Here is a 24,960-nt window from a genome sequence, read left to right on the forward strand (position 1 = left end):
GATGAAACACTCATCCTTCGCTTTGTTCGGTGAGGAAGGGGGTTTACCCACCTGTAATTTAGCTAAATCGGCAGAACACACTTACTGCACCATCTGATACTATCGCTATGCTCGAGCGACTACGAACGCAATATGAGAGGATTCATCAACGGCTTCGACGAGTAGAACGCCGTGAACTCAGGGAATTTCGCCGGTGGGTTGAGCATACTGGAAACTTGATTCACCTCTCGGTATTGCTTTTTGTTCCCCTGCTCATCGGCATGGTTACGCTCCTATCGAACACTATCGAGCAGTTATCGTTTCTGTTGTTCCCACCGCTTGCGGCGGGCACGTATACACTGTTTGCTGACCCCCAAGGACGGTACGCGTCCCCGCGAAAGTTCGTCGGGGGGCTAACTGTCGGCGCTCTCTGTGGATGGGCTGCGCTGGAGCTAGCCGCTTATTTGTTCTATCAGACACCCCCAGGTGAATCCCAAATATCCGCTGGCGGTGCAGCGATGGGTGTGTTATTTACTGCAATTAGTACTTGGGCATTCGATCTCGAGGAGCCGTCGGCGTTTTCGACTGCGCTTCTTGTGCTCGTCACGGGAACCTCACAGCTTGCATATGTTCTCAGCGTTGCTGTATCGAGCGGTCTCGTCGCGGCGGTGTTCGTCAGCTGGCGTCGCTTATTTTACGAGCGGCGGGCGCATTACCTCTATCAATCAACACGGGGTGACGATAACATTCTCGTCCCAATGCGTGGAGAGCAAGCAGAGACAACTGCGATGTTTGCAGCTCGCCTCGCTGCGGCGCATGAGGCCGGAAAAGTCGTGCTTTTAGACATCGTATCGGACGAAACCATCGAAGATGTCGAACAGGAGGTTCGTTTGGAACAAAGTATCTCACCGCGACTAATCGGCGCAGAACAGAACACAACGTCCGAGGTTACAACTGCTGCTGAGGAACGTATTACTGACCAGATCGTGACACGGCTCAAGGATCTAGAAACTCATATCGAGAACACGGTAGATATCCCCTGTGAACTCGTCGTGGCGGTTGACGGAACTGCCACAGCAAATATCGCATTGCAGACGGCCCGAGAAACGAACTGTGATCTTATTGTCACTCCCTATGAGGAAGACGCTGGCAAGTTTTCACCGTTCATTCGCATGTTGTTCGGCGGAGATATCGATGTCATTGCTTTCCGTCCGACCACCAAGCGGACGCACTGGTCGCGTGTATTAGTACTCGTTCGGAACTCCGGCGATGTTGCTCACAGAATGCTTGACTTCGCTCAGCGACTCGTTGGAGAGACTGGTCGGGTAAATGTCTGTACGTGCATCTCTCGAGGAACAATGCGTCGTTCAGCAGAACATATGCTTGCTAATCTTGTCGAGACGTTTTCTGGCCCGTTTGACACACACATTTCGCGGTCGTCTGTGGAGGAGTTCCTTTCGCACAACTCTTCGCTATACGATCTTGCCATTGTTGGCGCAAGTACGGATCGAAGTACCGCATCTCGATTTATTTCACCACCGACGTTCGAAAAAATCCAAGATATTGACTGTGACTTGGCTATCGTCCATCGCCACTGATACTCGCGCAAGAGCCACGGATCCGCAAGCGACGAATATTCACTTGTCCAGTGCTAACAATAAGCATATGGCAGTGGACGGATGGTTCCGAAGAGAAGATCTTGAAGACGATAAAAAAGATCCGGGCCTGGCAGGACGACACCACCGACAGAAAACTGTATGTGGAAGATATGACGTTCATTGACCGGGGATACACCGTATTTCTCTTCGACGAAAGTCTCTATAGCTCGAAGAAGCTTGGTGAGTTCTCGACTCAGGAAGCTGCAATCGATCATGCTACTACATGGACAGAGGAGAACGCTGATAGCAGCGCTCATCGTTAATTCGCTCGCGGTGTGCGTAATCGCATCTCGCTCCGAAGCAAGACCATTCTGCCGACCACGCTCGGGATTCGACGAAAACAGCTAATCTCGAGGCGAGTTTGAGAGCGTTATCGACTATGAGGGAAGCATTGAGCTGGATCTGAATCAAATGCTTGTCCAACTCTGATGGACCGCTTGAGCACGTCGTGTAGCCGTGTATGATTAGTGAACGATCAATCTTGACTTCGCTTCCTAGAATACAAAATAAAAACAGAGGGTAGTGTAAGCAGCGAGAGCGGCGATTTCAACTTCAGCATGCACTGGTGAAGATGAGGCGAGGGTCGTGTCGTTCGCGAGTGATGCATGACTTGCTGTGAAGGACTACTTGATAATTGCTACGTTATGCTTGCTCTCGTTGGATTAATACGCAATTCGGCCGATCCCCACTTTCAAGAACGTCTGTCCTCTTGATTTTGGCGGATGGACTAGAAGCACACTGCAATCGAGCTCATCAATGATATCCGTCGCCGGATTACTGAACAAGAAATCGTGAGTACGAGAATGGGCATCCGTCCCTAGTAATGCTACGTCAGACTCAGTCGTTGCTGCAACGAGTCCATCGACCGTATCAGCCTTTTGAGTACGGTACGTCAGTCCCGACTGAACAGAGCTGTTCAAGCTCGTTCAGGAACTCAGACGCCGCATCGAGGAGTTCCTCCGAGGCGTCTGCGTCGACTGCCATCATGAACCGAATCGTCGCCCCGAATTCGGTCGCAATTGCATTAGCGACCGTGACTTTCACTGGGCCGTACGGCCCCTGTTGTGTGAACACCGGGATAGTATCTATTTCATCGAAGTCACGATCGCGAAGAAATACGACGGCACATGTTTCATGAACGGTATTACATAACATACTCAGCGACCTAAGGCCGAACGAATGCTCACCGCCTTAGTTGAGTCGTTCACTGAGAAAATATTTGGATGCGGATTTCACTTATCTCAGCGGAGAATTATCTAACCACGGACGATTCATACTACGGCCTCGTCACCATCGGGGCGAGTACGGACCGTAGTAAGGTCTCTCGCATTCTATCGCCTCCAACATCCGAACAAATTCAGGAGGTTGATATTGATGTGGCCGTGGTTCACGAAGGGCTGACCTGACGAAACAGCCAGTCAACGTTCAATTAACTGTCTCTCTTAGGGGGATGCTGAAATATAAATGGTGACTTGGGCGGCATTTATATATAAGAATATTGAAATAAGTAGATCTCTTGTTCTAACCGTCTTTTTCGAACATAATATCTGAAATCTGTCTTTTTTGAGGATTCGCCAGTTCTTTTTTACTGATCGAGTGAGAAAAAGAGCGCATGGCGAATGACTCTGAACAGGATGTAGCTGCAGAAGAGCCAGCCGGGGAAGGGGATGTTGAGACGGAACTTTCCCGCGATATGAGCCTGTTCGACATCACGTTCATCGGCGTCGGCGCGATGATCGGTGCGGGCGTGTTCGCCCTGACCGGTTTCGCGGCGGGCATCGCGGGTCCTGCGCTCACTGCCGCGTTCATCCTCAACGGGTTCGTCGCGATGTTCACCGCCGTCTCATATGCGGAACTCGGCGCGGCGTTCCCTGAAGCAGGCGGTGGCTATCTCTGGGTGAAAGAGGCGCTCGTCGATCCGAACGGCTTCTATGCCGGGTGGATGAGTTGGTTCGCCCACGCAGTAGCATGTTCGCTCTACGCTGTGACCTTCGGCACCTTCTTCGTCCATTTCGTCGAAATTCTGAACCTCGCTCACTTCCCTGCATTCGGCTTTGGTTTGCACTTCTACGAGAAACTCCTTGCCGTGCTGATGATTTCGGCGTTCGCGTACATCAACTTCCGCGGGGCCGAAGAGACGGGGAAGGCGGGCGTCATCGTCACCGCCATCAAGGTCGTCATCCTCGGTCTCTTCGTCGGCTTCGGCATTTGGGCGACCCTCCAACAACCAAACTGGACATCGAAGTTCCTCAACAGTCCGAGCTTCGCGCCCGGCGGCTGGATGGGTATCGTGGGTGCGATGGGATTCACCTACATCGCGTTCGAAGGATACGAAATCATCGTCCAGTCCGGCGAGGAAGTCGTCAATCCCGGAAAGAACGTGCCGAAAGCGGTGTTCTACTCGATGTACATCGTCGTTCCCATTTACGTGCTCGTCGCGTTCGCGGCTATCGGCGGCATTGAAATCACGCCACAACTCATCTCCGGCACGGCCATTCCAGATACTGCAAGTCCGTCGTTGCCGACGTGGGAAGCGCTCGGCTACATGGGTGAGTTGGGCATCATCAGCGCGGCGGGCCAGTTCGTTCCCTATGGCGCTCCCTTATTGCTGTTCGCCGGTCTGGCGGCAACGATGAGCGCGCTGAACGCGACGGTATACTCGTCCAGTCGCGTCTCATTCGCGATGGGTCGCGACCGTGCACTGCCCGGCATCTTCGACAGTATTCACTCGGACAAGCGAACGCCTCACTGGGCGATTCTCATCTCGGCGGTTCTCATTGCCCTGATGGCGGTCGCACTCCCCATCGAGAGCGTCGCCGCCTCTGCGGACATCATGTTCATTCTACTGTTCGTGCAGGTGAACTGGACGCTCATCCGGATGCGCCAGACCCACCCCGACCTCCCGAGGACGTACACAGTACCGTTCATGCCGTGGCCGCCGCTCATCGGTATCGTCCTCCAGGTCTTCCTCACGCCGTTCCTCCTGCTCGAACTCGGACTACAGCCCGGCTTGACGGGAGAGAACTCTCACGGGTTCGTCGCCCTCGTCACGACGGCAGTGTGGATGCTCCTCGGGCTCGGCATCTACTACAGCTACTCGAAACAGCAGGAAGCAGAACAGCTCGAAGAGGAGACGCCGACCGTGGTCTCCCCCGAACCGACCACGTCCGGGGAGAACCAGATCGTCGTCCCCATCGCCAACCCAGAGAACGCCGAGCAGCTGATGCGAACCGCCATCGATCTGGCGAAAGATGAGGAAACGTATCCGAACGGGGAGATCCTCGTGATGAGCGTTGTGACGGTTCCGCAGCAGACGCCGATTTCGGAAGGTCGTGAGTTCGTGGAAGATGAACCTGACATGCTCGACGACGCGATGGAGATCGCTCGAGACGCTGATGTGCCGGTGAGTGGCACAATCCGAATCGGCCACGACGTGGCGCAAGCGATTCTCAACACCGTTGAGCAGTACGATAGTGAAGCAGTTCTTATGGGGTGGAAGGGGCAGCACAAATCACAGCGTCGGGACATCATTCTCGGGAGTAATGTCGATAAGGTCGCGCAGGACGCTCCGTGTGATGTGATGGTGGAACGCGTCGCTCCTGACGCAACCGGGGAGGTCGATCGAATACTCATCCCAACCGCGGGTGGCCCGCACGCAGATCTCGCCGCTAAGATAGCGGATAGTGTCGCGTACACGCAAGAGGCCGAAGTGGATATTATTTATGTGGTAGAGCCTGCCGCCGACGAAAGCGAGCGAACGAACGGGCGAGAAATAGTTGATGACACTGTCGCCACCTTCCGTGAGGGAATCTCCGTGACTGGCGAGGTCATCGAGGGACAGGACATTGTCGATACAGTTATCGACCAGTCAGCAGGGTATGACCTCGTTGTTGTCGGTGCGACGCGTGAAGGATTGCTGGAACAGCTTGTCTTCGGGGCAATCCCTGAACAGATTGGCCGCCAGGCACAGAACACGGTGATAATGGCTAAACGGCACCTCGACATCACCTCACGACTTCGCCGGTGGCTCTAACCCCGTTCAACCATGGCAACGAGTATCGAACGAGCGCTGCAAACGATGTTTCGTATCGGGTTCATCGGAATGGTCTGCTTTTTCGTTCTCTTTCTTCTCTACGCTCTTGGCGGCATAGTAGCGCTTACGTTCATGCCGTTTCACTTCGACTATAGTTTCCTCTCGCTACGACCGAATCCCGACCCTGTCTTCAATATCCTTGGAATGCTGTTCGGTATATTTGTCTGTATTGAGACATTCGCAGTCATCTGGTTGACGTACTTTGGACGGAATGTACTTCAGTATCGGGATACAGTTGCGATTCTTACAGGATTCGTCGGATTAGGCTTGGAGCAGCAATCGTTCGGCATACGCTTCCCATGACACTGCAGGTCTTGTTTGGGTTTAGTTTATAATTCCTTTACACCGCTTGGCGACAGTTGCTAGACACGACTCCTCACCGGTGATATGGCGCATTCTCTGTTGACGAACGCCGATCGTCCGGTCATCACACTTCTGCCAGAGGAGGATTCCCATGGATGAGCAGGACTGTGCACACTATTTAGGCTTCCTTGAAGCCTACACATCAGCCTCAGAACGATGATTGGTATCAGAATTTTCGTGCTTATCAGCATCGCCGTAGAGGCTGCAGGGCCGGCTAGCATGATTTCGTTTGCCCTCGGCGGTGTTGTATCGTTGCTGGCCACCTTTTCACTGTCCGAACTCGCTTGTCACTGAAAGATGAGATTTGCTGTTTTGACGACGTGCTTTGCAGGGATAGGGGTTCGCGTAGGTAGCGCCAGTCTCCATAGGCATAATCTTTGACTACTCGTAGGGTCGCGTCATCTGCCTTCACACCTATAACGGCAAAAGTATCCAAAAGCACCTTCTCAGTGCTGTTCATTTCTCTAGGCGTTCGTAGACTGTTCTACCGCTTGGATCCGCATTCTATCGGCCCATATTCTTGAAACTCGCCGCGGACATTACTAATACGGAAAGCACCTTCAGTAGTTTCGGTTTCAGTAATCTAGTCTTAAGTAGAGATAGTGAATACCGACGCCTACTTTTATAGTTGTTCAGTTTGAACTGGGTTACATGGTTTCAACATTAATCGCAGGAGTCATCCTAACCGTGTTGGCGTGGCTTGGTCTCCAAATCGCCGTGGTTCACGGGAAGTACGTGACCGATAAAATCGCTGAAGGAAGATACCACAAAGGTCCGTTCCGAAATCGGGACGGTGAGACCAATGAGTGACGAGAGCGGTCTTCCCGGGCACGAAAATCAAACGGATCTGGCTCGCGACCTCTCGTTGTTCGATATCACGATGATCGGTATTGGTGCGATGATCGGTGCCGGGATTTTCGTGCTGACCGGGCTCGCTGCCGGCCAAGCCGGACCGGGTCTGGTGATGGCGTTCGCGTTCAACGGCTTCATCACTATCTTCACGGGGATGGTCTACGCCGAACTTGGCAGTGCCATTCCCGAGGCTGGCGGTGGGTATCTCTGGGTTCGGGAAGCACTTGGACGCTCGCAAGCATTTCTTGCGGGGTGGATGAGTTGGTTCGCTCACGCCGTCGCCGGGTCGCTGTACACGCTCGGGTTTGGTGCGTTTGTCCACCTTCTTTTGACGGAGTATTTCGGCATCCAACTCTTTCCGCCAGTGGATCTGTTCGTTCTCACAATCGGCCCGGAGAAGGCATTTGCCGCTTTTGCCGGCGCACTCTTTGCATACATCAACTACCGCGGGGCGAAAGAAACCGGACTCGCCGGCAACATCGTGACCCTCGTCAAGGTTACCGTTATCATTATCCTCATCGCATTCGGGCTGGGCTACATCTTTGGTCATCCAGCAGAAGCATCTGGCCGGTTTCAGCCCTTCCTTCCGCGTGGTTTTGGTGGCATCTTCATCGCAATGGGACTGACATTCATTGCCTTCGAAGGATACGAAATCATCGTCCAATCTGGTGAGGAGGTTGTGAATCCCAGGGAAACAGTTCCAAAAGCGGTCTTCTATTCGATGGCGATCGTCGTCACGATCTATATACTCGTCGCCATCGTTCTCATTGGTGCAGTCACGGTCACACCCGAACTGTTCCAACAGGCCCAAGAGGGTGCTACCGGTGGTCACGGGGCGACGAATCTCCCAGCAGTCCCAGCGAACATCGGGGATGCCGCGGTTTGGGAGATTCTCGGGCATCTTGGCGAGTTTGGTCTCGCCCAAGCGGCTGGCCAGATCATGCCATACGGGACGCTCGTCATTCTTGTAGCGGGTATCTTCTCAACGCTGTCGGCACTGAATGCAACAACGTTCTCGTCGACGCGAGTATCGTTCGCGATGGGGCGTGATCATGTCTTGCCCGACGCGTTCAGTGAGGTTCATTCGGAGAAGCAAACACCGTATATCGCAACAGCGCTTTCTGGAGCACTCATCATCTTCATGGCGGTCGCACTTCCCATCGAAGCAGTCGCCGCAGCAACTGACGTGATGTTTCTGTTGTTGTTCTTGCAAGTGAACTACGCTGCTATCGTGATCCGGCGCGAGTGGGGCGACCAGATTGACTACGGCTACGTGATGCCGTACTTCCCGTACGTCCCAATCATCGGAATCATTACTAAACTTGGTCTCGCCGTCTATCTATTCAACTACAGCCCGCTGGCGTGGTACGGTGCTATCGCCTGGATCCTCGTCGGTATTGGTATCTTCTTCATCTACTCTCGGGGACGCGTTCGGGAAACTGAAATCGAAGAGGAGACTCGTCTGGTGACCGAAGAACGTGCGGTAATTGACCGTGGCTACCAAGTTCTGATTCCGATCGCAAATCCCGAGCATGCTGAGAAGCTTGTGAAGGCCGGGAGCGCAATCGCCCGTCGGAACGATGGTGAAGTGCTGTTGACATCGATCGCCACCGTCCCCGAGCAGACACCGCTCTCTGAAGGCCGCGCGAATACCGACCAGCAACGTCGAATCCTCGACGATGCAATGCAGTACGTCCCCGAGGACATCCCCGCCCATCGGACGGTGACGATTGGGCATGACGTTGGCCGAAGTATCGACAACATCGCCTACCAACGAAATAGCGATCTAATCCTGCTGGGCTGGCGGGGGCGTCGGAAACGAACGTCGGATCTCGTCCTTGGGTCGATTATTGATCATGTCGTTGAGCACGCCCCATGCGACGTCGCAGTGATCAAAACCGCCGGGGATGACCGAGATACGCCTCACAACGTGCTCGTTCCAATGGCCGGTGGCCCACATGCAGAGGTTGCCGAGGATATCGCCGCCGGGTATGCTGGTATGGGTGCGAATGTGACGTTGTTCAACGTAGTCACCAGCGACGATAATCGTGAGGATGCAGAATCGTTCCTCACGGACCGCCAAGAGACATTAGCAGAGGAGGATCTCGAAGTCTCGACAACCGTCATTGAAAGCGACGATATTGCAGAAGCTATCGTCTCTTATGCCGAGAAAAACGACTTCGACACGGTCGTCCTCGGTGCCGCAGGTGAGGGTCTCCTCCGGCGCATTCTCTTCGGTGAAATTCCAGAGACAGTCGGCGAGCAGTTCGATGGCCAGGTCGTGATGGCGAAAAAGCATCGTCCGATTCAATCGGCGGTCAGCAACTTCGTTCAGAAGTGGGTTGGTAAAGGAGCAAAAGCAGCCGACTTGGCGAGCTGAGCACGCCAAAACCTGATTTGGACGATGTCTCCACCATCAGATGATGAATTTGACGTCCCTGAACGTTCTCTGAGTGCTCAAGTAGCTACTTGGCTGGAACAGACGTGTTTCCTCAGTGCGCGAATGGCGATGCCGGGAATGATCGTTACCGGCGGAGTGTTTCTCCTGTACGTTGTCACTGGAACGCTCGCGACGATAACTGGGATATGGATGCCACAGTATCCATTTCTGTCACTCACTGCTGATCCGTATTTTGCTGTGCTCGGCTTCCTCGCTGGCCTCGACATCTGCCTAGGAACTGGTGCACTAATTATCCTCTATATGATGCATGGAATCGAAACTACTCGCGGTCAGATTTCGACGCTAGCTGCATTTATTGGGTTTGGCTTTGGAGCTGGTGTTATCAGCATGACGCTCCCTACAATACTACAAGTCCTCAGAGTCGGGTAACCGTTCACCCTGGTGCTTGTTCCGTGAATCCCTGAAGTGATTGGTCGGAAACTCCTTTTCGTGAAAACACTGTCACTACATCATTGGGCTGAATCCGAGTACTCCCCTTGGGGGTGAGAATCGAATCGTCACGCTCAATAGCAATAATGAGAAGCTCATCGCCAATCAGCCCAGCTTGATCCGCCTCTTTTAGTGTCTTGTTAGCAATGGGTGCATCGGCACTGATCACTGTTTCGACGACATCTGACTCGCCAGAGAGACTTATGAGGTCGGTCATCGAGAGCTGACTGCGTTCCTTGTCGGGCCCATACTTTTGATAGGGCTGAAAACGCTCGTTCCGTATTAAACCCTCGTCCTCGATTTCGATTCCAATATTCGTAAGTTCACGCGCAATGCGAGCGAGGTCATTCGTATCCTTACCAATGGCTTTGATTTGTACATTCCCTCGTCCAGTCATGAGTTCGCGGACGTTGATGACACCAGAAATAGCGAAGATGCGCTGGATAATTTCTTCTCGATGTACAATTTCCGCGGTACAGGTGAATAAATTCGTCAGATACCCTTCTGAGCGCTCGAAATCAACGTTGGCGTGGAACCCAATAAGGATCCCGTGCTCTTGCATTTGATTAATCCGGTTTCGGATTGTCCCAGCGGAGACACTGACGTCGTCAGCAATCTGCGGGGCGGAGGTATTCCGAGCATCTTTCATTAAATGATAGATGATTCGTTTGTCGATTTCGTCAAGCCGGTATCCCATACATTTGGTTATTCGGTGGCATACTGAACTGTTTTTCGCCCTTTTCCTGCTGTTTCCTGCTGACAATTGGATGTCTGGGCATGGAGGGGTTTATTCAGATGCTGAATTTTCAGACCTCATTTTCGCGGATCAGAAATTGAGTCAGGTTATTTATGTTGCTTTAGTACAAAGTGAGCGTATGGAACGAGGATTGCTCGGACAGCCGTGGGCCGTCACCCCGTCCGAAGTGAAAACCTTCGCTCCGTCCACTACAGGTGCGATACTCGTTCCAGTTCTCGACCAGGAAAAGGTACAGCAAAGTCTTTCGATCGGTATGACGCTCGCACGAGCAAACGGGACAGGATTGATGATCGTCCGTCCGGTCTCAATACCGTCGCAACGACCGCTAGAACTTACTCGCGAAGAACGTGTGGAACACCACGTGGTTGTCGACGAAATCGTCGCCGATGCCACCAAGAAATATCCTGGCCTCGATATCCGAGGTGTTGTTCGGCTTGGACGCGGCATTGAACGCACCATTAGGAATGCTGTTACAGAACATAGTATCAGTGCTGTTGTCCTAGAGGAGTCACCGACATCGAAACGGTTTCCTGTGGTTCGACGAACGCTAGCGGAGCGAATCGCAGCGAGTGTTCCCTGCGCGGCAATTGTAACCAACAGCATGGGTTCACTTGCCTCAATATCATCGATTCTCGTTCCTGTAGGGGACAATTCGAATACAGGATTGGCAGTCGATATCGGACACGTCCTCGCGTCAGAACACGATGCCTGGATCGATATCATCCATGTGATTCCTGACGATGCGCCGGATCGAATCCAAACACGTGCTGAACAGTACGTTGCCGCTGCGATCGACCGTCTGGGCAGCGCAAAACGGGTTAACACATGGATCGTTGAAACGGATGATACCACCGCGACTATCGCCGAACAGACGGAGTTCTATGACATGACGGTGCTCGGTGCATCTCAAAAAGGACGGTTGCAACGGCTTCTGTTCGGTTCAACGACCGATACTGTCTTTTCCACTGCGTCACAGTCAGTAGCGATGGCGATAACCGCCGAGAACTGGGCAATCCAGTGGCGTATCTCCACAGTATAGCTGTAATTCCACAGCCAACTTACTCAGTGGCATAAATGCAACAAGTTTCTTTTCAATCGTAGAGAATAGCCGTTCAGCAGGAGAACTGAGCTGACAGAAATTTTGGTTTGACAGCTCGTATTTATACTATAATTCGGACAGTCATCGAATATCCAGCAATATATGTAGTATCCGTTGAAAGCATTTGGCAATGGTAGAGTGGTTACGAACGATCGGACGCGACCTTGGTCGAATGCTACAAGCGCTGTCCGGGATGTTGTTCGTCTCACTGAGTATCCCTCTTGTGTGGCGCGAATATTATGCAATTCCAGGACTTCTACTCTCGGGACTGATTACGTTCAGTTTGGGTATTGGACTAGCGAAACTGTGTCGGAACGCAGTAGAACCAGGGAAACTCCACGGGATGATGATCGCCGCCTCAGGGTGGTTTCTGATCGCGTTGTTTGGGTCACTTCCGTTCTACTTCATCGCGTGGACGGTCGCGCTTGACCCCGCACTTATCAGTGCTCCCCCAATGACTGAGACACTTGCTGTGTTCAAACACCCAATTAACGGCGTCTTCGAGAGCATGAGTGGCTTCACGGGAACTGGACTGACGATGACCGACGACGAGAGTGTTCTTCCACACACGCTCCAATGGTGGCGGTCATTCATTGAGTGGGTCGGTGGTGTCGGTGTTATCGTCCTCACGACAGCGATTCTCGCACGTCCTGGGAGTGGGTCACTGACGCTCTACGAAAGTGAGGCACGCTCGAAGAAGATTCATCCAAGCATCGTCTCGACCGTTCAGACCATATGGTGGATCTTCCTCCTATTCACGTTCCTCTCGATTCTCCTCCTCTGGCTTGCCGGCATGCCGATATGGGATGCAATCAACCATGCAATGACCGGCTTAGCAACCGGCGGGTTCAGTATCACCGACAACAGTATTGGGACGTACGATAGTGTGGCGATCGATTTCGCCCTTATTCCCGTGATGATGCTCGGGAGCATTGCGTTCCCGATTCACTATCTGATTCTGCAAGGTGATCTGAAGAATCTCTACACCGACCTCCAAACGAGATGGGTGTTCGGGTTTTTCGGGGGTGGAACGATCGTGCTGACTGGAATGTTATTCTTCAACCAAACGTATGAATCATTCTTCCAAGCGTTCCGATACGGTGTGTTTCAGTTTGTCTCGGCAGCGTCGTGCACCGGCTTTCAAACCGCCGGGTCGCTCGGAAACGAGTGGTCTGCGGAAGCGCAGCTCATCGTCTCGTTCGGAATGGTCGTCGGTGCTGCCGCCGGGTCAACGGTTGGTGGTATCAAACTGATTCGGCTTGCAACACTCACGAAGGGGACATGGTACAGAATTACGAACGTGTTCTATCCAAAGTCTGCGCTTCGTCCATTCAAGTTAGATGGCCGAGTTTTGACCGACGCCGAAACGGCTCAAGAATTCGAAGAAGCGGCCATTATCGCATTTCTCTGGGTTGTGTTCCTGGTATTGGGGATGTTCGTCCTCCTCGTTACACTTCCTATTGGGGCTGACGGTTACAGCCTTCAAAACGTGATGTTCGAAGTTGCCAGTGCACAGGGGAACGTCGGCCTATCAAGTGGCATTACTGGGGCAGCAATGCCATCCGTGATCAAAGTGACGTTCCTCTTCAATATGTGGATCGGTCGGCTCGAAATCGTTCCTGTATTGGTACTGCTACGAAGTCTCCTTCGGGGGACGGAGGTGTACCGCTAGATGGTCGATTACCGTGACTTCCCACTACTGCGTCGCCTCGCCCAATTCGGTGGCCAAGACACCGTCTTCGACCTCTTGTTGCTCTTAGGGCCACTGCTCATCATGAGTATTGCCCTCATAGGGCGAACAGCAGTTACAGGAGCCCTCGCTATTGGGTATATTCTCTTTTTCCTGGGCTACCTCTTGTACAAGGGGCTTCGCTATCGTTAGCCCTCTGATTCTTCCACTCGACCCAGGAATGACCAGTGAAGCTTTGGTTCTCCATCGACGGGTGATTGTTCGACTCGCACCCGATAGAGATACGGACCATGCGGACAGTCGTCGCACCCATCGGCACAAGGTTGGTTCTTCGTGACGAGTGTATACCCATCCTGTTCTTTGATACTGATAATTTCCTCGCCGGGGGCTTTATCAATTTGTGTTGTTGGTTCCAATCGTTCATTGAGCAAGGTTTGTGCATAGCTGATGACTTCTCGAATGGATTCATCGTCAAGTGCGCCCAACTCATCAACTATCGAATCCGGTACATCGATACGGGAATCAGAACTTCTGCGCCCCATAGTTGACTCTTGAGCTGGTGCATTAAAAATGCGATTGAGTAATCCTATATACGAGGCCCAACAAGAACCACCTGAGAGATGTATCTCATCATCGTCGGGGCTGGAAGCATCGGAAGCCAGCTCATCAAACTCGCGACCGAACAAAACAACGATGTTGTCGTCATTGAAAAGGATTCAAATGTCGCCGAGGGGGCTGCCTCAACCTACGATTGTCTCGTTATTAATGCGGACGCAACGATTATGGATACTCTCGAGGACGCTGGAGCGGATCAAGCTGACGCGATCATCAGCACGACCGACGAAGACGCAATCAATATCATGGTGATGTTGCTCGCTCAAGAACTCGAAGTCCCATCGCTCGTCTCCGTCGTCCACAACCCGGAACACATGCGGGTGTTCCGTCAGATCGGTGTAAACGTCCTTGAGAATCCACAACACCTCATTGCAGAGTATCTTTACCGCGCTGTCCAACGCCCATCCGTCAAGGATTTCATGCACCTTGGAGAGGGTGCAGAAGTCTTCGAGATCACCGCAACACAGGGAAGTGAAATTGCTGGAACATCGCTCCAAGAAGCAAACGAGATGGGATTGTTTGGCGAAGATGTCCTCATCGTCGCGATTCAGCGAGACACCTCAGTTATCACCCCGCGAGGTGAAACCGAAATTCAAACTGGTGACCTCGTCACGGTGTTTTCCAAACGAGGCTTCGCTCCGGACGTCATGGAGCTCTTCACGGGAGAAGAAGGTACCAATGGTCGATGAACAGAATCTATCCCTTGTGGACACTCAACGACTGACTGCATCACTTTCACTGCCATCGAAATTCTGACCACGGCGATGTCCACCCTTAAGTTCCTTCCGTCCACAGAAGCACATACCGCAGGGATGAAGCATCATACCCGATCAGAGAAATAATAGTCACAATATGGCAAAAGATCTCGAACGCGACCTTGGTCTCTACGCGACGATTACGATCAGTATCGGTGCGATGGTGGGCAGCGGTATCTTCGTCCTTCCCGGATTGGCTGCTGCAAAAACCGGCCCGAGCGTCATTCTCGCGTACTTGTTGGCGGGACTCATCGTCCTTCCTGCGGCACTTTCAAAAGCCGAGATGGCGACCGCGATTCCTGAGGCTGGTGGTACCTACCTCTTCATCGATCGCGCAATGGGGCCGCTCCCCGGCACCATCGCGGGTATCGGTGCGTGGTTCTCGCTCGTATTCAAGAGCGCGTTCGCACTCGTCGGCCTCGGCGCGTACCTCCTCATACTCATCGAGGTTCCAGCGGGACTCCTCACATTTGTTGGACTTGGGCTCGGTGTCCTCCTCATCGTCGTCAATATCGTGGGCGTCAAACAAACTGGGCGATTGCAAGCAGGAATCGTGAGTCTCGTCCTGCTCGTGCTCGTCGGCTTCGTCGCCGACGGCATGACGTACGTCGATCAGTCACAGTTTCATCCGTTTTTGACTCACGGAAACGGTGGCCTCCTCGCCGCGACCGGATTCGTGTTCGTCTCCTACGCGGGCGTCACCAAAATCGCAAGCGTCGCCGAGGAGGTCGAAAACCCCGGTCGGAATATTCCACGCGCGATTCTCATCTCGGTTCTCGTGATGATGTTGGTGTACACGCTGACGGTCTTCGTCATCGTGGGCGTTGTCCCTGCCCCAGAGCTCCAAGACAAACACAATTTGACGCCCATGGCGATGGCGGCTCGAGCGTTCGCCGGGCCAGCCGGGCAACTCGGGCTTGCTGTCGTCGCTGTGTTCGCGCTGACGAGTATGGCGAATGCAGGCATCCTGTCGTCGTCGCGCTATCCACTTGCGATGAGTCGCGATTCACTCGCCCCGCCCACGTTCAGCGAGGTAAGTGAGCGATTCAAGACGCCGATCTGGTCAATCGGGTTTACCGGGGCAATTCTCCTTGTCCTTATCGCGTTCGTCCCGGTCGTCAATCTCGCCAAATTGGCGAGTGCATTCCAGATACTGGTCTTCGTCTTCATCAACGGTGCGGTCATCGCCTTCCGTGAAAGCGAACTAGCCTGGTATGAACCCGAATTCACTGCCCCTGGCTACCCGTGGGTGCAGGCGTTCGGTGCCGCCGGTGGCCTCGTCCTTCTCACACAGATGGGTGTCATCGCACTCGGAGGTGCCGCTGGCATCATCATCATTGGGGTTGCGTGGTATCGGTTCTATGGCCGGGAGAAAACCGAACGCGAAGGTGCAGCTCTCGATGCGATTCGACGGTCGACGAGCTCGCAAACGCTTGCAGCAACGGAACGGACGGTGGCTGATGGTGATGGTACCATTGGTGATGGGCATGTCCTTGTTGCGATGGATGCTGAGACGTCCGCCGAACGTGAACGCTCACTACTGACGGTCGCAGCGAGTGTTGCACAGCAACGAGGTGGCACCGTACACGCTGTTCGATTTGAAGAAGTCCCCGAACAGCTGACGCTCTCGTCTGCGACTGACATGCGACCGGACGACCGAGCGTTCGAAACGCAGACACGCGATTTAGCAGCGTCACTACCAGCATCTATCGAGGCACGTGAAATCGTCAGTCACGACATAAAGCGGGCAGTCGTCAATTATGCTCGTGATCTCAACACCGAACTCATCCTCGGCGAGTGGCGACCTGAACACTGGCACGCCGAACTGCTCGGTAGTGACGTCGATTGGTTTATGAAGCATGCGCCATGTGCTGTCGTGTTCCTTCGCGATCGTGGCTTCGATGAAATCGACCAAATTGCAGTGCTTACACAACAAGGGCCGTATGGCCCAGTGAAAGTCGCGATTGCCAATGCAATTGCTGCCGAATTCGAGGCGACAATCCGATTTGTGACGGCAGTTGACGTGGAGGCTTCGGAGGAACTTCTCGATGCGACGTACGAGTTTCTGGACGAGCTTGAACAGCTCTGTTCGGTCGAGACGGAAAGTACCGTCCTCGAAACGACTGATACCGTCGACGGGCTTGTTGCAGCAACAACCGGAGCTGATTTGGCAATCCTAGGGACAGTTGCCCACTCACGAGCACACGAACTGGTATTCGGTGACCCCGCGGCGGATATTAGCGATAAGATCGACTGCAGCGTGCTGCTCGTCCATCCACCGAAGTCACGAGGACAGACGTTCCTCAGCGCAGTCATTCGGCGCGTTGCGTACTAATGGCACCTCACACTCATCAGTGAAGGCAAACAGTATTGCGTGACGCTATTCGAATTTGTCGTCGAACTAATTATAAGGAAGATCCCTTAAAATAACAACACTTGTTAGCTCGATCGTCAAACGGCCAGAATATTGGCAAAAGAAATCATCACAAGAGAGTTCGTAACTCCCGATAGTCGATATCTTCGTATACGTACTCTACTATAGTAGACATCATGAAAAAGATGTCTGAGTTACAAAAGCAGCTAGCGGATATTGACTCAGTAGCTATTGTGTGCCATTATCAACCGGATCCAGACTGTCTTGCGAGCGCATCAGCTTTCCAATGGATCGCAGAGCAGTCAGGAGTTGAAGAGGCTACAATCTTCTACGAAGGGGATATTACCCATCAAGAAGTCCTCTCCTTTATCAATGTATTTGAAATTGCACTTGAGCGAATTCGTGAAGAGGATCTCAAATCGTACGATTGTATCGCTTTGATCGATCATTCCGTTTCTGGAACGCCGATCGGACTTCCAGACAATGTTCCTGTCGAGTTTGTTATTGATACGCAAGAAGTTGGAGAAAATACGGACGTAGCGTTTGTTGATAGTCGCTCTGACTACGGAACGACTTCAACCATCCTTACAGAATACATTGATGACCAAGAGTCGACGCCATCAACACTCATCATGTCTGCACTGCTTTTTGCAATTCACCACGAGCGACTTGACCACGTCCGATACCCAACGCTCGCAGAATACAAAGCAGCAACAACTCTCTATCCCACTGCCGATATTGATCTAATAGAAGAAGTATACGGATCGTCGTTAACGCCATCGACACTCGATGCAATTGGACGAGCGATAAACCATCGAGAAAAGCAAGGTTCAACACTTGTCTCGAGTATTGGGAGAACCACTGAAAGTGGTGCACTCCCACAGGCCGCAAACTATCTCCTTCGACTAGAAGGAATTCGAACCGTACTCGTTATGGGTATTGTTGATGGGCAGCTCCGATTGAGTGCACAGTCGTTTGATCCACGAATCGATATTGGGGACGTAGTTGAACAGGCATTCGGTTCGTTCGGATCTGCTGGTGGCCATCCCGATCGAGCAGGGGGTCAACTCCCCCTTGGAATTTTTGCAGAAAGTAGCGCAGCAGATGTTGCGATTGAAGAGCAGCTGTTTACGGTCGTTGCAAATCGATTCTTCGGAGCCCTTAATTTAGACGACAGAAAATAGGCGAGACAGTCTATATTGGTCGTTAGTGACTTCCACGTCACGGTGATGGTTCAATGAAGGGATTACTTGGGGTCGCTCAGATTTGCCTGACTTGCGTTGCGAACGCACACATCCTGTATCGGCTATAAACCCGAAGCTTCGTACTGAGCACGCTTTGCAATTCATGTAGTTCTCCTCAGATACTTGTCGCGAACATCACTGCTTCGCTCGCGCTATAAACAAAACGAACAGAAATGTTGTATCATTCTCTTTTTGTAAGATGTGGTTAGATCACGATTCAAGGATGAGGCCTATATGGCCTGTGTATCATGGCAAGTAGATAGAGTCTGGGTCATCAATTACTATCCTGTGGAGTATCTCGTTCCCAAATTGTCGTAAAAGTACGTTCTTTTGGAGCATGTTCAATTCGGTGGATCTCCCATGGACCTCCAGAGCTAGGACGAAGGAGCTCTAGAACAGTATCTTCGTTGAGCCATCTTTCGGCGTGAAGTGTGTTCCCATCCAGAAATACTCGATTAAATGAAATTGGATCTGGTTCGTCTTTCTGTTGAGAGTTGTATCCGAATGAGGAAAGGTGAACATCTGTAACTGGGATTTTCTCTAATCGATCACCAATCTCCACAACTAAATGCTCTTCATAACGAGGTGAATTATCACTGGTCTCTACTTCCCGATCGTCCTGCTTTTCGAGTCCTTGTACGGAGACATTCTGCACCATTATTGTGTTATTTGAGATAGAGATGGGTAGGCCTTTCTGTTAGGGATATTTTCCATAACATAAATATAATCTTTATTATATTTATATCCTTATTTACCCACTTGTTATTATCAAATCTACTTAAATAAGTTGATTTATTCATCGACCCTGATTACTGATGGCTCTATACTTCTATTAGCTATAGAATAATAGAGAACCCCCGGTCGTGACTTATTTGAGATGGCGAAGCGAAAAAGAACTAGGGATGGCACTCCTAGTCCGAAGCAATAAAATTTGGCGCCCATTATTTGGAGGAAGAGCCACCATCAGTCTGACCCTCGAGAGTGGAAGGGAACTCTATTAGAAAATGGCGACTAATGATTCCTTCGAACTTGGCCGGATGAGCAACCTCAAAATCATTTTGAGGAACATTGGGGCACTACAGCTCATCCAATCAGGATTGATGTTTGCTAGCATTATCGTAACTCTCATTTTTGGAGAATTTTATCAAGCAGGTATCTTCTTTCTTTCTGGTCTTCTCACAGGCACATTTGGTGGAATTCTCTATTGGGTATTCAGCGATGCACCTGACCCCAAAGTGAAACACGCAATGATTATCGCAGGTCTAGGATGGTTCATCACTGCTGCTTTTGGTTCGCTTCCATTCTTCCTTACAGCGTATTTAACTCCAACAGGAGTAATTGAATCGTATCTCCCTACTGGTGCGACATACTCTTCAAGTGTCTACAACTTCCTGAACCCACTACACGCACTCTTTGAGGGGATGAGTGGGTGGACCACAACGGGGCTGACAATGGCCGTACACGAACCGTCACTCCCTCGAGGCCTCCTCTGGTGGCGAACGCTCATGCAATGGATCGGTGGAATGGGAGTCATACTGCTCACTGTCGTTGTGATTCGCCAAGCTACAGGAATGAGTGGGTATTTGCTTTTCCAGAGTGAAGCGCGAGAGCGGAAACTTCGCCCAAGCGTTCTCGGAACTCTTCGTGAACTCTGGACGCTCTATCTAGGAGTTACGATTTTTGCGGCGATTTATCTCACAGTGGTACTCGCAATCTTCGAACCTGACTATACTATTTCCCGAGCGATATGGGGGGGAGTAACTCATGCAATGACTGCAATTTCGACGGGCGGGTTCAGCATCCTCGACAACAGTATTGCAACATATCAATCGTATATTATTGAGGTATTGTATCTTCCTATAATGATACTCGGTGGTATCGCTTATCCAGTCTACTATGCGGTTATACGCGAGAAGGACACTTCAGAACTTCTGCAGAGCCCTCAAACTCGATGGCTCATCATACTCATCGTATTCGGAGTCCCCGTGTTAACCCTCTTGTCAGTCTTACAATACTCAACGTCGATAGCGTTCCGTCAATCACTCTTCCAGTACATTAGTGGCATCACAACCACGGGTTTCCAAAGCGCTCCTATTGGTGATTGGCCAGCTGCTGCGATAGTTTTTATCGTCGCAGGAGCGATGGTTATCGGTGGTTCCGCTGGTGGGACAGTAGGTGGAATCAAAATTATCCGTGCCTATATCATCGGCAAAGGATTCACATGGAAGATTCAGAATGTATTTTTCACAGAACATGAAATTCCCGAGCTTAATCTTGGTCGAGAGCGACTCTCGCGCGAAGAGATGAATCGTGAAACTACCGAAGCGACCCTTCTCGTGCTATTCTATATTGTTACCCTCATAATTAGCCTTATCGTCTTGACCAGTGTTGTTGGAGATAAATATACGCTCGCTGACACACTCTTCGAAGTCGCCTCTGCACAGAGTACCGTTGGACTTTCTTCAGGTATTACTGATCCGACGATGCCTGTCGCTGCAGAGATCGTTCTTATTTTCCAGATGTGGATTGGTCGTCTGGAAATTATTCCTGTTCTCGTGTTCTTCCGTGCACTATTTTTAGGATTTAGCCGGTGATTTGTTCACAAACTAACGCCAATGTACGGTGGAAATTGTTTATAATAACACTTGACATTGGGAGAGACAGAAGACAGAGGTATTAAAGAAAACTGTGGCCACAAATAATAGTCGTCACGGCAGACAAGACTCAATTAAGTAGCATTGCTGGTGAAGTTTGCTAGACTTCGTTCTCATCCTCAAAAATCCTCATAATGTCAGATGTTGTGCCACTTTGGGAGTATATAGTAGCGATATCGTCAGTTTTGAACGTGGTATCCTCCTGAGCGGAGATAGTCTTTCCATTTCTCTCGATAGCAATGATAAAAGAATCGGCAGGAATGAGCCCTTCTTTTTGGGCTGAACGGATTGATTCACCGTTTATTAGCGCATTTTCTTCTACAGAAACCTCGAATATTTCTGCATCACCTTCTAACTGAAGAAAATCTTCTACGGCAGGATTTTGGATCGAATTGACTAGTCGCTTGGCAATCACCTGTTGTGGGTTCTCCATAACCGTTACACCGATTTCCTCAAAGAAATCCATGTGCTTTGGATCATGAACAACGCTAACTAAAGTGGGAATTTCGAATCGATTAGCAAGCATCATTACCATCAGATTCGTCGCATCCTCTTCCGTTGTACTGATGATCGCGTCGGCTTCTGTCGGGGTTGCTTCTACAAATACGTCATGGCTAGTAGCGTCGGCATTGATGACAGTCACGTCATAGTTTGACTTAGCCCATTCAGCACGCACTCGATCTTTTTCGATCACCACGACCTCATGATTCTGTCTCGTAGCTACGTCAAGCACACGAGAACCGATATCGCCAGCACCAACGCTGATCAAATACATAATGGATCTTTAGCCGACACACTGCAAGAGTATTACGCATCTGGCCCACTCGTTGGTGACTCATCACGATAGAATTCCTATCTAATCTTTTTACCCGAAGAATGCTAATGGAGCCGAATAACTCCCCAGGGATGATTATAGATTTCACACGTGCAAGAATTTGATTACACTATCGTAATCTCCTCCATGATGCCCTCATCTTCAGTAGACGTGATCGCTAACGCCGACGTGAGAATGTCGAACTCCCCGTCAACGTCTTCCGTCACTGCATCTGTGTCCGCTTGGTCGTTTCTATCATTCTTGTCCGCTGTGTGGATCTGCGCCATCTGTTCCGAGAAGAATACTTCTACTCATCTTCGTCGGCCAGAGGATGTTTTTGCCGCCGTTGCTAAGCGACTAAGCCAAACGGCTGACTGAATCCGCATGTCGGTGAGAGATTTCAATAGAATAGATGAAACATTTTTGATATTGTACCCTTAGTTGATCACTGTTTTGTTTCTCATGCGTCTTTCAGGTTCATGTTGCTCAGCGTGCTACTCTGTACATGGACTCCGAAAAAGAGACTACACAAAATATTGACCAAGCGATCTACATTGGCGATGAAGAGTTTGACGTCCCTGACGACCAATACAATCTTCTCGTTCCAATTCTTGACACCAATCTCAAAACCCGTGAAGAAGGAGATATTGAACGACTGCTCCAAACAGCTCACACAATCACGCGAGCCCACGACGGAGTACTATACCTCGTTAATATCGTACTCTACCCAGAACAAACACCACTTTCTCATGTTCTGAACGAAGAGCAAGTCGAAGAAGCACGCAACAACGTCACACAGCTCCTCGCCTCCGTATCTGAAGACTCTACAATTTCGATTCAGGGTCGAGTTTGTCTTGCGCATAAGGAAATTCGAGCTATTCATCAGATGCTTGATCAACGAGAGCACGATGCGATTTTCTTGGGAACTCGAAATCCAGTGAGCCAGCGACGCCGGCTGTTTCAACGAGACACGGTTGAACAGCTTCTTAGCAATGCACCGTGTGATGTGTTCGTCGAGCGATTCGGCAGAGAACCCTTTGTTGAGGAATTGGGATCACCATCAGAGCACGTCGAACGAATACTAACAGCCGTCGCTGATAGTCCCCACTCGGAGTTAGCCGTCGAAACAACGCGTGCTATTGCTTTGGAAACGGGTGCACGAGTCGATATTTTCCATGGAATACCGCCAGACGCATCTGAGGAAGCTGTCGAAGCAGCAAAGACAATCGTTGACGAGGCAGCAGCAATGCTTGCTGATGTCTCTGATGTCGGCACCACCCTCGTCCGAACAGAAACCGTTGCAGAAGAACTCATTACGCGCTCAAACAATTATGATGTGACTGTTCTCGGGGCGACGCGCGAGAATCTGCTCCGGCAATTCATCTTCGGATCGCTTCCTGAACAGGTGCGGCTTGGGGCGCAAAACACAGTCCTACTGACCAAACAAAAAGCAACATAACCGCGCAACCGAAAATCCAGTGCCGAGGATACGCTTATCTCTAGCCACGAAAATTCAGCAACGCCTCTCGAAGATCGAGCAAATCCCACCAGATAAACTTCGGAAGACAGACGCTGGCCTAGCTGGCACAGCCATCATGATTCTAGCCTCGACTGAGCATGATGATATCGGCATCGTAATGGATGACAAAAATGCCGAACAGACGATTCAAACCGTCCTCGCTGACACATACTACGAAGCCTATCTCCGTGTCTTCAATATTTGGAACCTCATCGAATGTATTGAAAATTGATGCCGTTCTCATTGTGACGCAGTGGCCCGAGAACACTTAATATCCCCAATAGCGGTGTTGATACTCAGAAATAGAACACACCTATTGGAATATTGAATAGACGAAAAGATAGATGTGCGGCTGAGCATCCATACTGAATTTCGTAAATTATCTATAGATCGGCTCCTCGATGCCTCCTACTGGGGAAGAGAATGTTCCGAAACTTAATTACCACTTCAGAGATATCTCGGTCAGATTGCGACGGTTACTTATCCGCAAATTCGAATATGCACATATTCAAATAGGTGTAAAGACGAATATCTAATCTACAAAAGCTATACGAGAGGCCTTGTTGAAACTCTCAATCGGTGATAGGTTCCACAAGCCGTGATGAATACATAGCGCGTATCTTGCAATCGGTTCGGGACTGATTCTCCTGAGAGTCACAACACCGGGTTAGGGTGGCATCGCCCTGTATCCGAGAGGTGGAATTACCCATCAACATTAAATATGAGGTGTTTGAATAGTCGCCTATGCATGCGTCTCCGCTCTCAGCGATCGCCGTCGTCGCCCTCCTGGTCTTCGCGGGATGTACTGGACTTTCAGGCACGGGCGGGAACGGGCCGTCGCCCGACGAGTTCCCGAACGCGTCGGCCATCGACCAGTCGGTGTTCGACACCCACGCGACCGCGCTGGCGAACACGAGTTTCACGCTCTCAACCGAGAAAACCCGGAAGGACCGCGTTCTCCGCCCTTCAGAGAAGAACTTCACGTACATGAACGACACGGGCCGTTTTCTCGTCGAGCCCGGCGCCTCACAGTACCTCGGACACACCACCGGCTACTTTTCGGGGAACCGTTCCATCTACTCGAACGGAAGTACGGAGTACGCCCTGTCCCGGACGGAGAACGAGTCGGTAGTGAATCCTACTCGCGCCCCGGTATTCAACGAGTCGGGCGAGCGGTATCTCTGGCGCGGATGGTTCAACAACGACAGCGGAAGCCAGCTCGCGTTTGCTGCGATTGACGCCACCTACGAGCGCGAAGGCGTCGAGACGTTCCAGGGCGTTCCGGTGATGCGTTACGAGGCCACCGGCGTTGACGCGCTGTCCGACTCGTTGGCGGGAGGCGAGAACGCGAGTTCGTGGTACGAGGAGTTCTCAGCGACACTCCTGCTCGACGAAGACGGCGTCATCCGCCACTATGAGTACGAATTCGTCTGGGCCGACTACCACACCCGGAGGATTACGAAGGCGTACACCCTGTCTGACGTGGGGAGCACCGACGTCGAGAAACCGGACTGGGCGGCGAACACGACGGTGGGGTCGTAACTACTCGGCTCGATACCGACCGGGTCGCCCGGTTGATCAATCCATCCTCTGTATTCAGCAGC

Annotated in this window: 23 protein-coding genes and 1 pseudogene; 18 read left to right on the forward strand and 6 right to left on the reverse strand. The window is 51.4% G+C overall.

What is annotated here, in order from left to right; all coding sequences use genetic code 11:
* Positions 1-107 precede the first annotated feature (107 nt).
* Together LIW51_RS30815 and LIW51_RS30820 are read left to right on the forward strand one after the other, a co-directional pair.
* Entirely contained in the window at positions 108-1,577 is a 1,470-nt protein-coding gene (locus tag LIW51_RS30815) for an HPP family protein (RefSeq protein WP_227379859.1), read from the forward strand.
* A 50-nt stretch (positions 1,578-1,627) separates the two neighbouring features.
* Positions 1,628-1,900, forward strand: coding sequence for a hypothetical protein (locus LIW51_RS30820; protein WP_227379860.1), 273 nt, complete (start codon positions 1,628-1,630; stop codon positions 1,898-1,900).
* A 607-nt stretch (positions 1,901-2,507) separates the two neighbouring features.
* Here LIW51_RS30820 and LIW51_RS30825 read toward each other — a convergent pair.
* Positions 2,508-2,711, reverse strand: a complete 204-nt coding sequence (locus tag LIW51_RS30825) for a hypothetical protein (RefSeq protein ID WP_227379861.1) — start codon at positions 2,709-2,711, stop codon at positions 2,508-2,510.
* A 538-nt stretch (positions 2,712-3,249) separates the two neighbouring features.
* On the opposite strand from LIW51_RS30825, the gene LIW51_RS30830 reads away from it, so the two are divergent.
* From LIW51_RS30830 to LIW51_RS30855, 6 genes and pseudogenes are all read left to right on the forward strand, one after another.
* Positions 3,250-5,670, forward strand: a complete 2,421-nt coding sequence (locus LIW51_RS30830; protein WP_227379862.1) for an amino acid permease — start codon at positions 3,250-3,252, stop codon at positions 5,668-5,670.
* A gap of 12 nt (positions 5,671-5,682) precedes the next feature.
* On the forward strand, positions 5,683-6,033 hold the full coding sequence (locus LIW51_RS30835; protein WP_227379863.1) for a hypothetical protein: 351 nt from the start codon (positions 5,683-5,685) through the stop codon (positions 6,031-6,033).
* 151 nt (positions 6,034-6,184) lie between these two features.
* Positions 6,185-6,378 (forward strand): annotated as a pseudogene (locus tag LIW51_RS39620) (hypothetical protein); the annotation flags it as partial.
* Positions 6,379-6,744: 366 nt separating this feature from the next.
* Entirely contained in the window at positions 6,745-6,903 is a 159-nt protein-coding gene (locus LIW51_RS30845; RefSeq protein WP_227379865.1) for a hypothetical protein, read from the forward strand.
* Positions 6,896-9,325, forward strand: coding sequence for an amino acid permease (locus LIW51_RS30850; protein ID WP_227379866.1), 2,430 nt, complete (start codon positions 6,896-6,898; stop codon positions 9,323-9,325). Before LIW51_RS30845 ends, LIW51_RS30850 begins: the two co-directional genes overlap by 8 nt.
* Positions 9,326-9,448: 123 nt before the next feature.
* Positions 9,449-9,775 carry a hypothetical protein gene (locus tag LIW51_RS30855; RefSeq protein ID WP_227379867.1) on the forward strand — a complete coding sequence of 109 codons (327 nt, stop codon included), beginning with the start codon at positions 9,449-9,451 and terminating at the stop codon, positions 9,773-9,775.
* Positions 9,776-9,779: 4 nt separating this feature from the next.
* Here LIW51_RS30855 and LIW51_RS30860 read toward each other — a convergent pair whose 3' ends face one another.
* Entirely contained in the window at positions 9,780-10,532 is a 753-nt protein-coding gene (locus LIW51_RS30860; protein ID WP_227379868.1) for an Lrp/AsnC family transcriptional regulator, read from the reverse strand.
* A gap of 70 nt (positions 10,533-10,602) precedes the next feature.
* Here LIW51_RS30860 and LIW51_RS30865 point away from each other — a divergent pair, with 70 nt between their 5' ends.
* The 3 genes from LIW51_RS30865 to LIW51_RS30875 all read left to right on the forward strand — a co-directional run bounded on the left by LIW51_RS30865 (position 10,603) and on the right by LIW51_RS30875 (position 13,573).
* Positions 10,603-11,631 (forward strand): universal stress protein, encoded by a 1,029-nt coding sequence (locus LIW51_RS30865; protein WP_227379869.1) that lies wholly within the window; start codon positions 10,603-10,605, stop codon positions 11,629-11,631.
* A gap of 190 nt (positions 11,632-11,821) precedes the next feature.
* Complete coding sequence (locus LIW51_RS30870; protein WP_227379870.1) at positions 11,822-13,363, forward strand: TrkH family potassium uptake protein; 1,542 nt, start codon at positions 11,822-11,824, stop codon at positions 13,361-13,363.
* A complete protein-coding gene (locus LIW51_RS30875) occupies positions 13,364-13,573 on the forward strand; it encodes a hypothetical protein (RefSeq protein ID WP_227379871.1) in 210 nt (69 codons plus the stop codon).
* Here LIW51_RS30875 and LIW51_RS30880 read toward each other — a convergent pair.
* Complete coding sequence (locus LIW51_RS30880; protein ID WP_227379872.1) at positions 13,570-13,923, reverse strand: hypothetical protein; 354 nt, start codon at positions 13,921-13,923, stop codon at positions 13,570-13,572. The genes LIW51_RS30875 and LIW51_RS30880 overlap by 4 nt on opposite strands.
* Positions 13,924-14,001: 78 nt before the next feature.
* On the opposite strand from LIW51_RS30880, the gene LIW51_RS30885 reads away from it, so the two are divergent.
* From LIW51_RS30885 to LIW51_RS30895, 3 genes are all read left to right on the forward strand, one after another.
* A complete protein-coding gene (locus tag LIW51_RS30885) occupies positions 14,002-14,685 on the forward strand; it encodes a potassium channel family protein (protein ID WP_227379873.1) in 684 nt (227 codons plus the stop codon).
* 163 nt (positions 14,686-14,848) lie between these two features.
* Positions 14,849-17,086, forward strand: a complete 2,238-nt coding sequence (locus tag LIW51_RS30890; protein WP_227379874.1) for an amino acid permease — start codon at positions 14,849-14,851, stop codon at positions 17,084-17,086.
* Positions 17,087-17,310: 224 nt separating this feature from the next.
* Entirely contained in the window at positions 17,311-18,309 is a 999-nt protein-coding gene (locus tag LIW51_RS30895) for a DHH family phosphoesterase (protein ID WP_227379875.1), read from the forward strand.
* A 334-nt stretch (positions 18,310-18,643) separates the two neighbouring features.
* Here the strand turns inward: LIW51_RS30895 and LIW51_RS30900 are convergent, their stop codons facing one another.
* On the reverse strand, positions 18,644-19,027 hold the full coding sequence (locus tag LIW51_RS30900; protein ID WP_227379876.1) for a hypothetical protein: 384 nt from the start codon (positions 19,025-19,027) through the stop codon (positions 18,644-18,646).
* Between the two features lie 346 nt (positions 19,028-19,373).
* Here LIW51_RS30900 and LIW51_RS30905 point away from each other — a divergent pair, with 346 nt between their 5' ends.
* On the forward strand, positions 19,374-20,963 hold the full coding sequence (locus LIW51_RS30905; protein ID WP_227379877.1) for a TrkH family potassium uptake protein: 1,590 nt from the start codon (positions 19,374-19,376) through the stop codon (positions 20,961-20,963).
* Between the two features lie 160 nt (positions 20,964-21,123).
* On the opposite strand, the gene LIW51_RS30910 is transcribed toward LIW51_RS30905, so the two are convergent.
* Together LIW51_RS30910 and LIW51_RS30915 are read right to left on the reverse strand one after the other, a co-directional pair.
* On the reverse strand, positions 21,124-21,798 hold the full coding sequence (locus LIW51_RS30910) for a potassium channel family protein (RefSeq protein WP_227379878.1): 675 nt from the start codon (positions 21,796-21,798) through the stop codon (positions 21,124-21,126).
* Positions 21,799-21,962: 164 nt separating this feature from the next.
* Positions 21,963-22,124 carry a hypothetical protein gene (locus LIW51_RS30915; protein ID WP_227379879.1) on the reverse strand — a complete coding sequence of 54 codons (162 nt, stop codon included), beginning with the start codon at positions 22,122-22,124 and terminating at the stop codon, positions 21,963-21,965.
* A gap of 218 nt (positions 22,125-22,342) precedes the next feature.
* Between LIW51_RS30915 and LIW51_RS30920 the strand changes: the two genes are divergently transcribed.
* From LIW51_RS30920 to LIW51_RS30925, 3 genes are all read left to right on the forward strand, one after another.
* Positions 22,343-23,296 carry a universal stress protein gene (locus LIW51_RS30920; RefSeq protein ID WP_227379880.1) on the forward strand — a complete coding sequence of 318 codons (954 nt, stop codon included), beginning with the start codon at positions 22,343-22,345 and terminating at the stop codon, positions 23,294-23,296.
* Positions 23,297-23,315: 19 nt separating this feature from the next.
* Complete coding sequence (locus LIW51_RS40545) at positions 23,316-23,588, forward strand: PIN domain-containing protein (protein ID WP_497007415.1); 273 nt, start codon at positions 23,316-23,318, stop codon at positions 23,586-23,588.
* A 512-nt stretch (positions 23,589-24,100) separates the two neighbouring features.
* Positions 24,101-24,898 carry a DUF7537 family lipoprotein gene (locus tag LIW51_RS30925; protein ID WP_227379881.1) on the forward strand — a complete coding sequence of 266 codons (798 nt, stop codon included), beginning with the start codon at positions 24,101-24,103 and terminating at the stop codon, positions 24,896-24,898.
* The last annotated feature ends 62 nt before the right edge of the window (positions 24,899-24,960 follow it).

Origin of the sequence: Haladaptatus halobius (assembly GCF_020618475.1) — an archaeon.
GTDB lineage: Archaea > Halobacteriota > Halobacteria > Halobacteriales > Haladaptataceae > Haladaptatus > Haladaptatus halobius.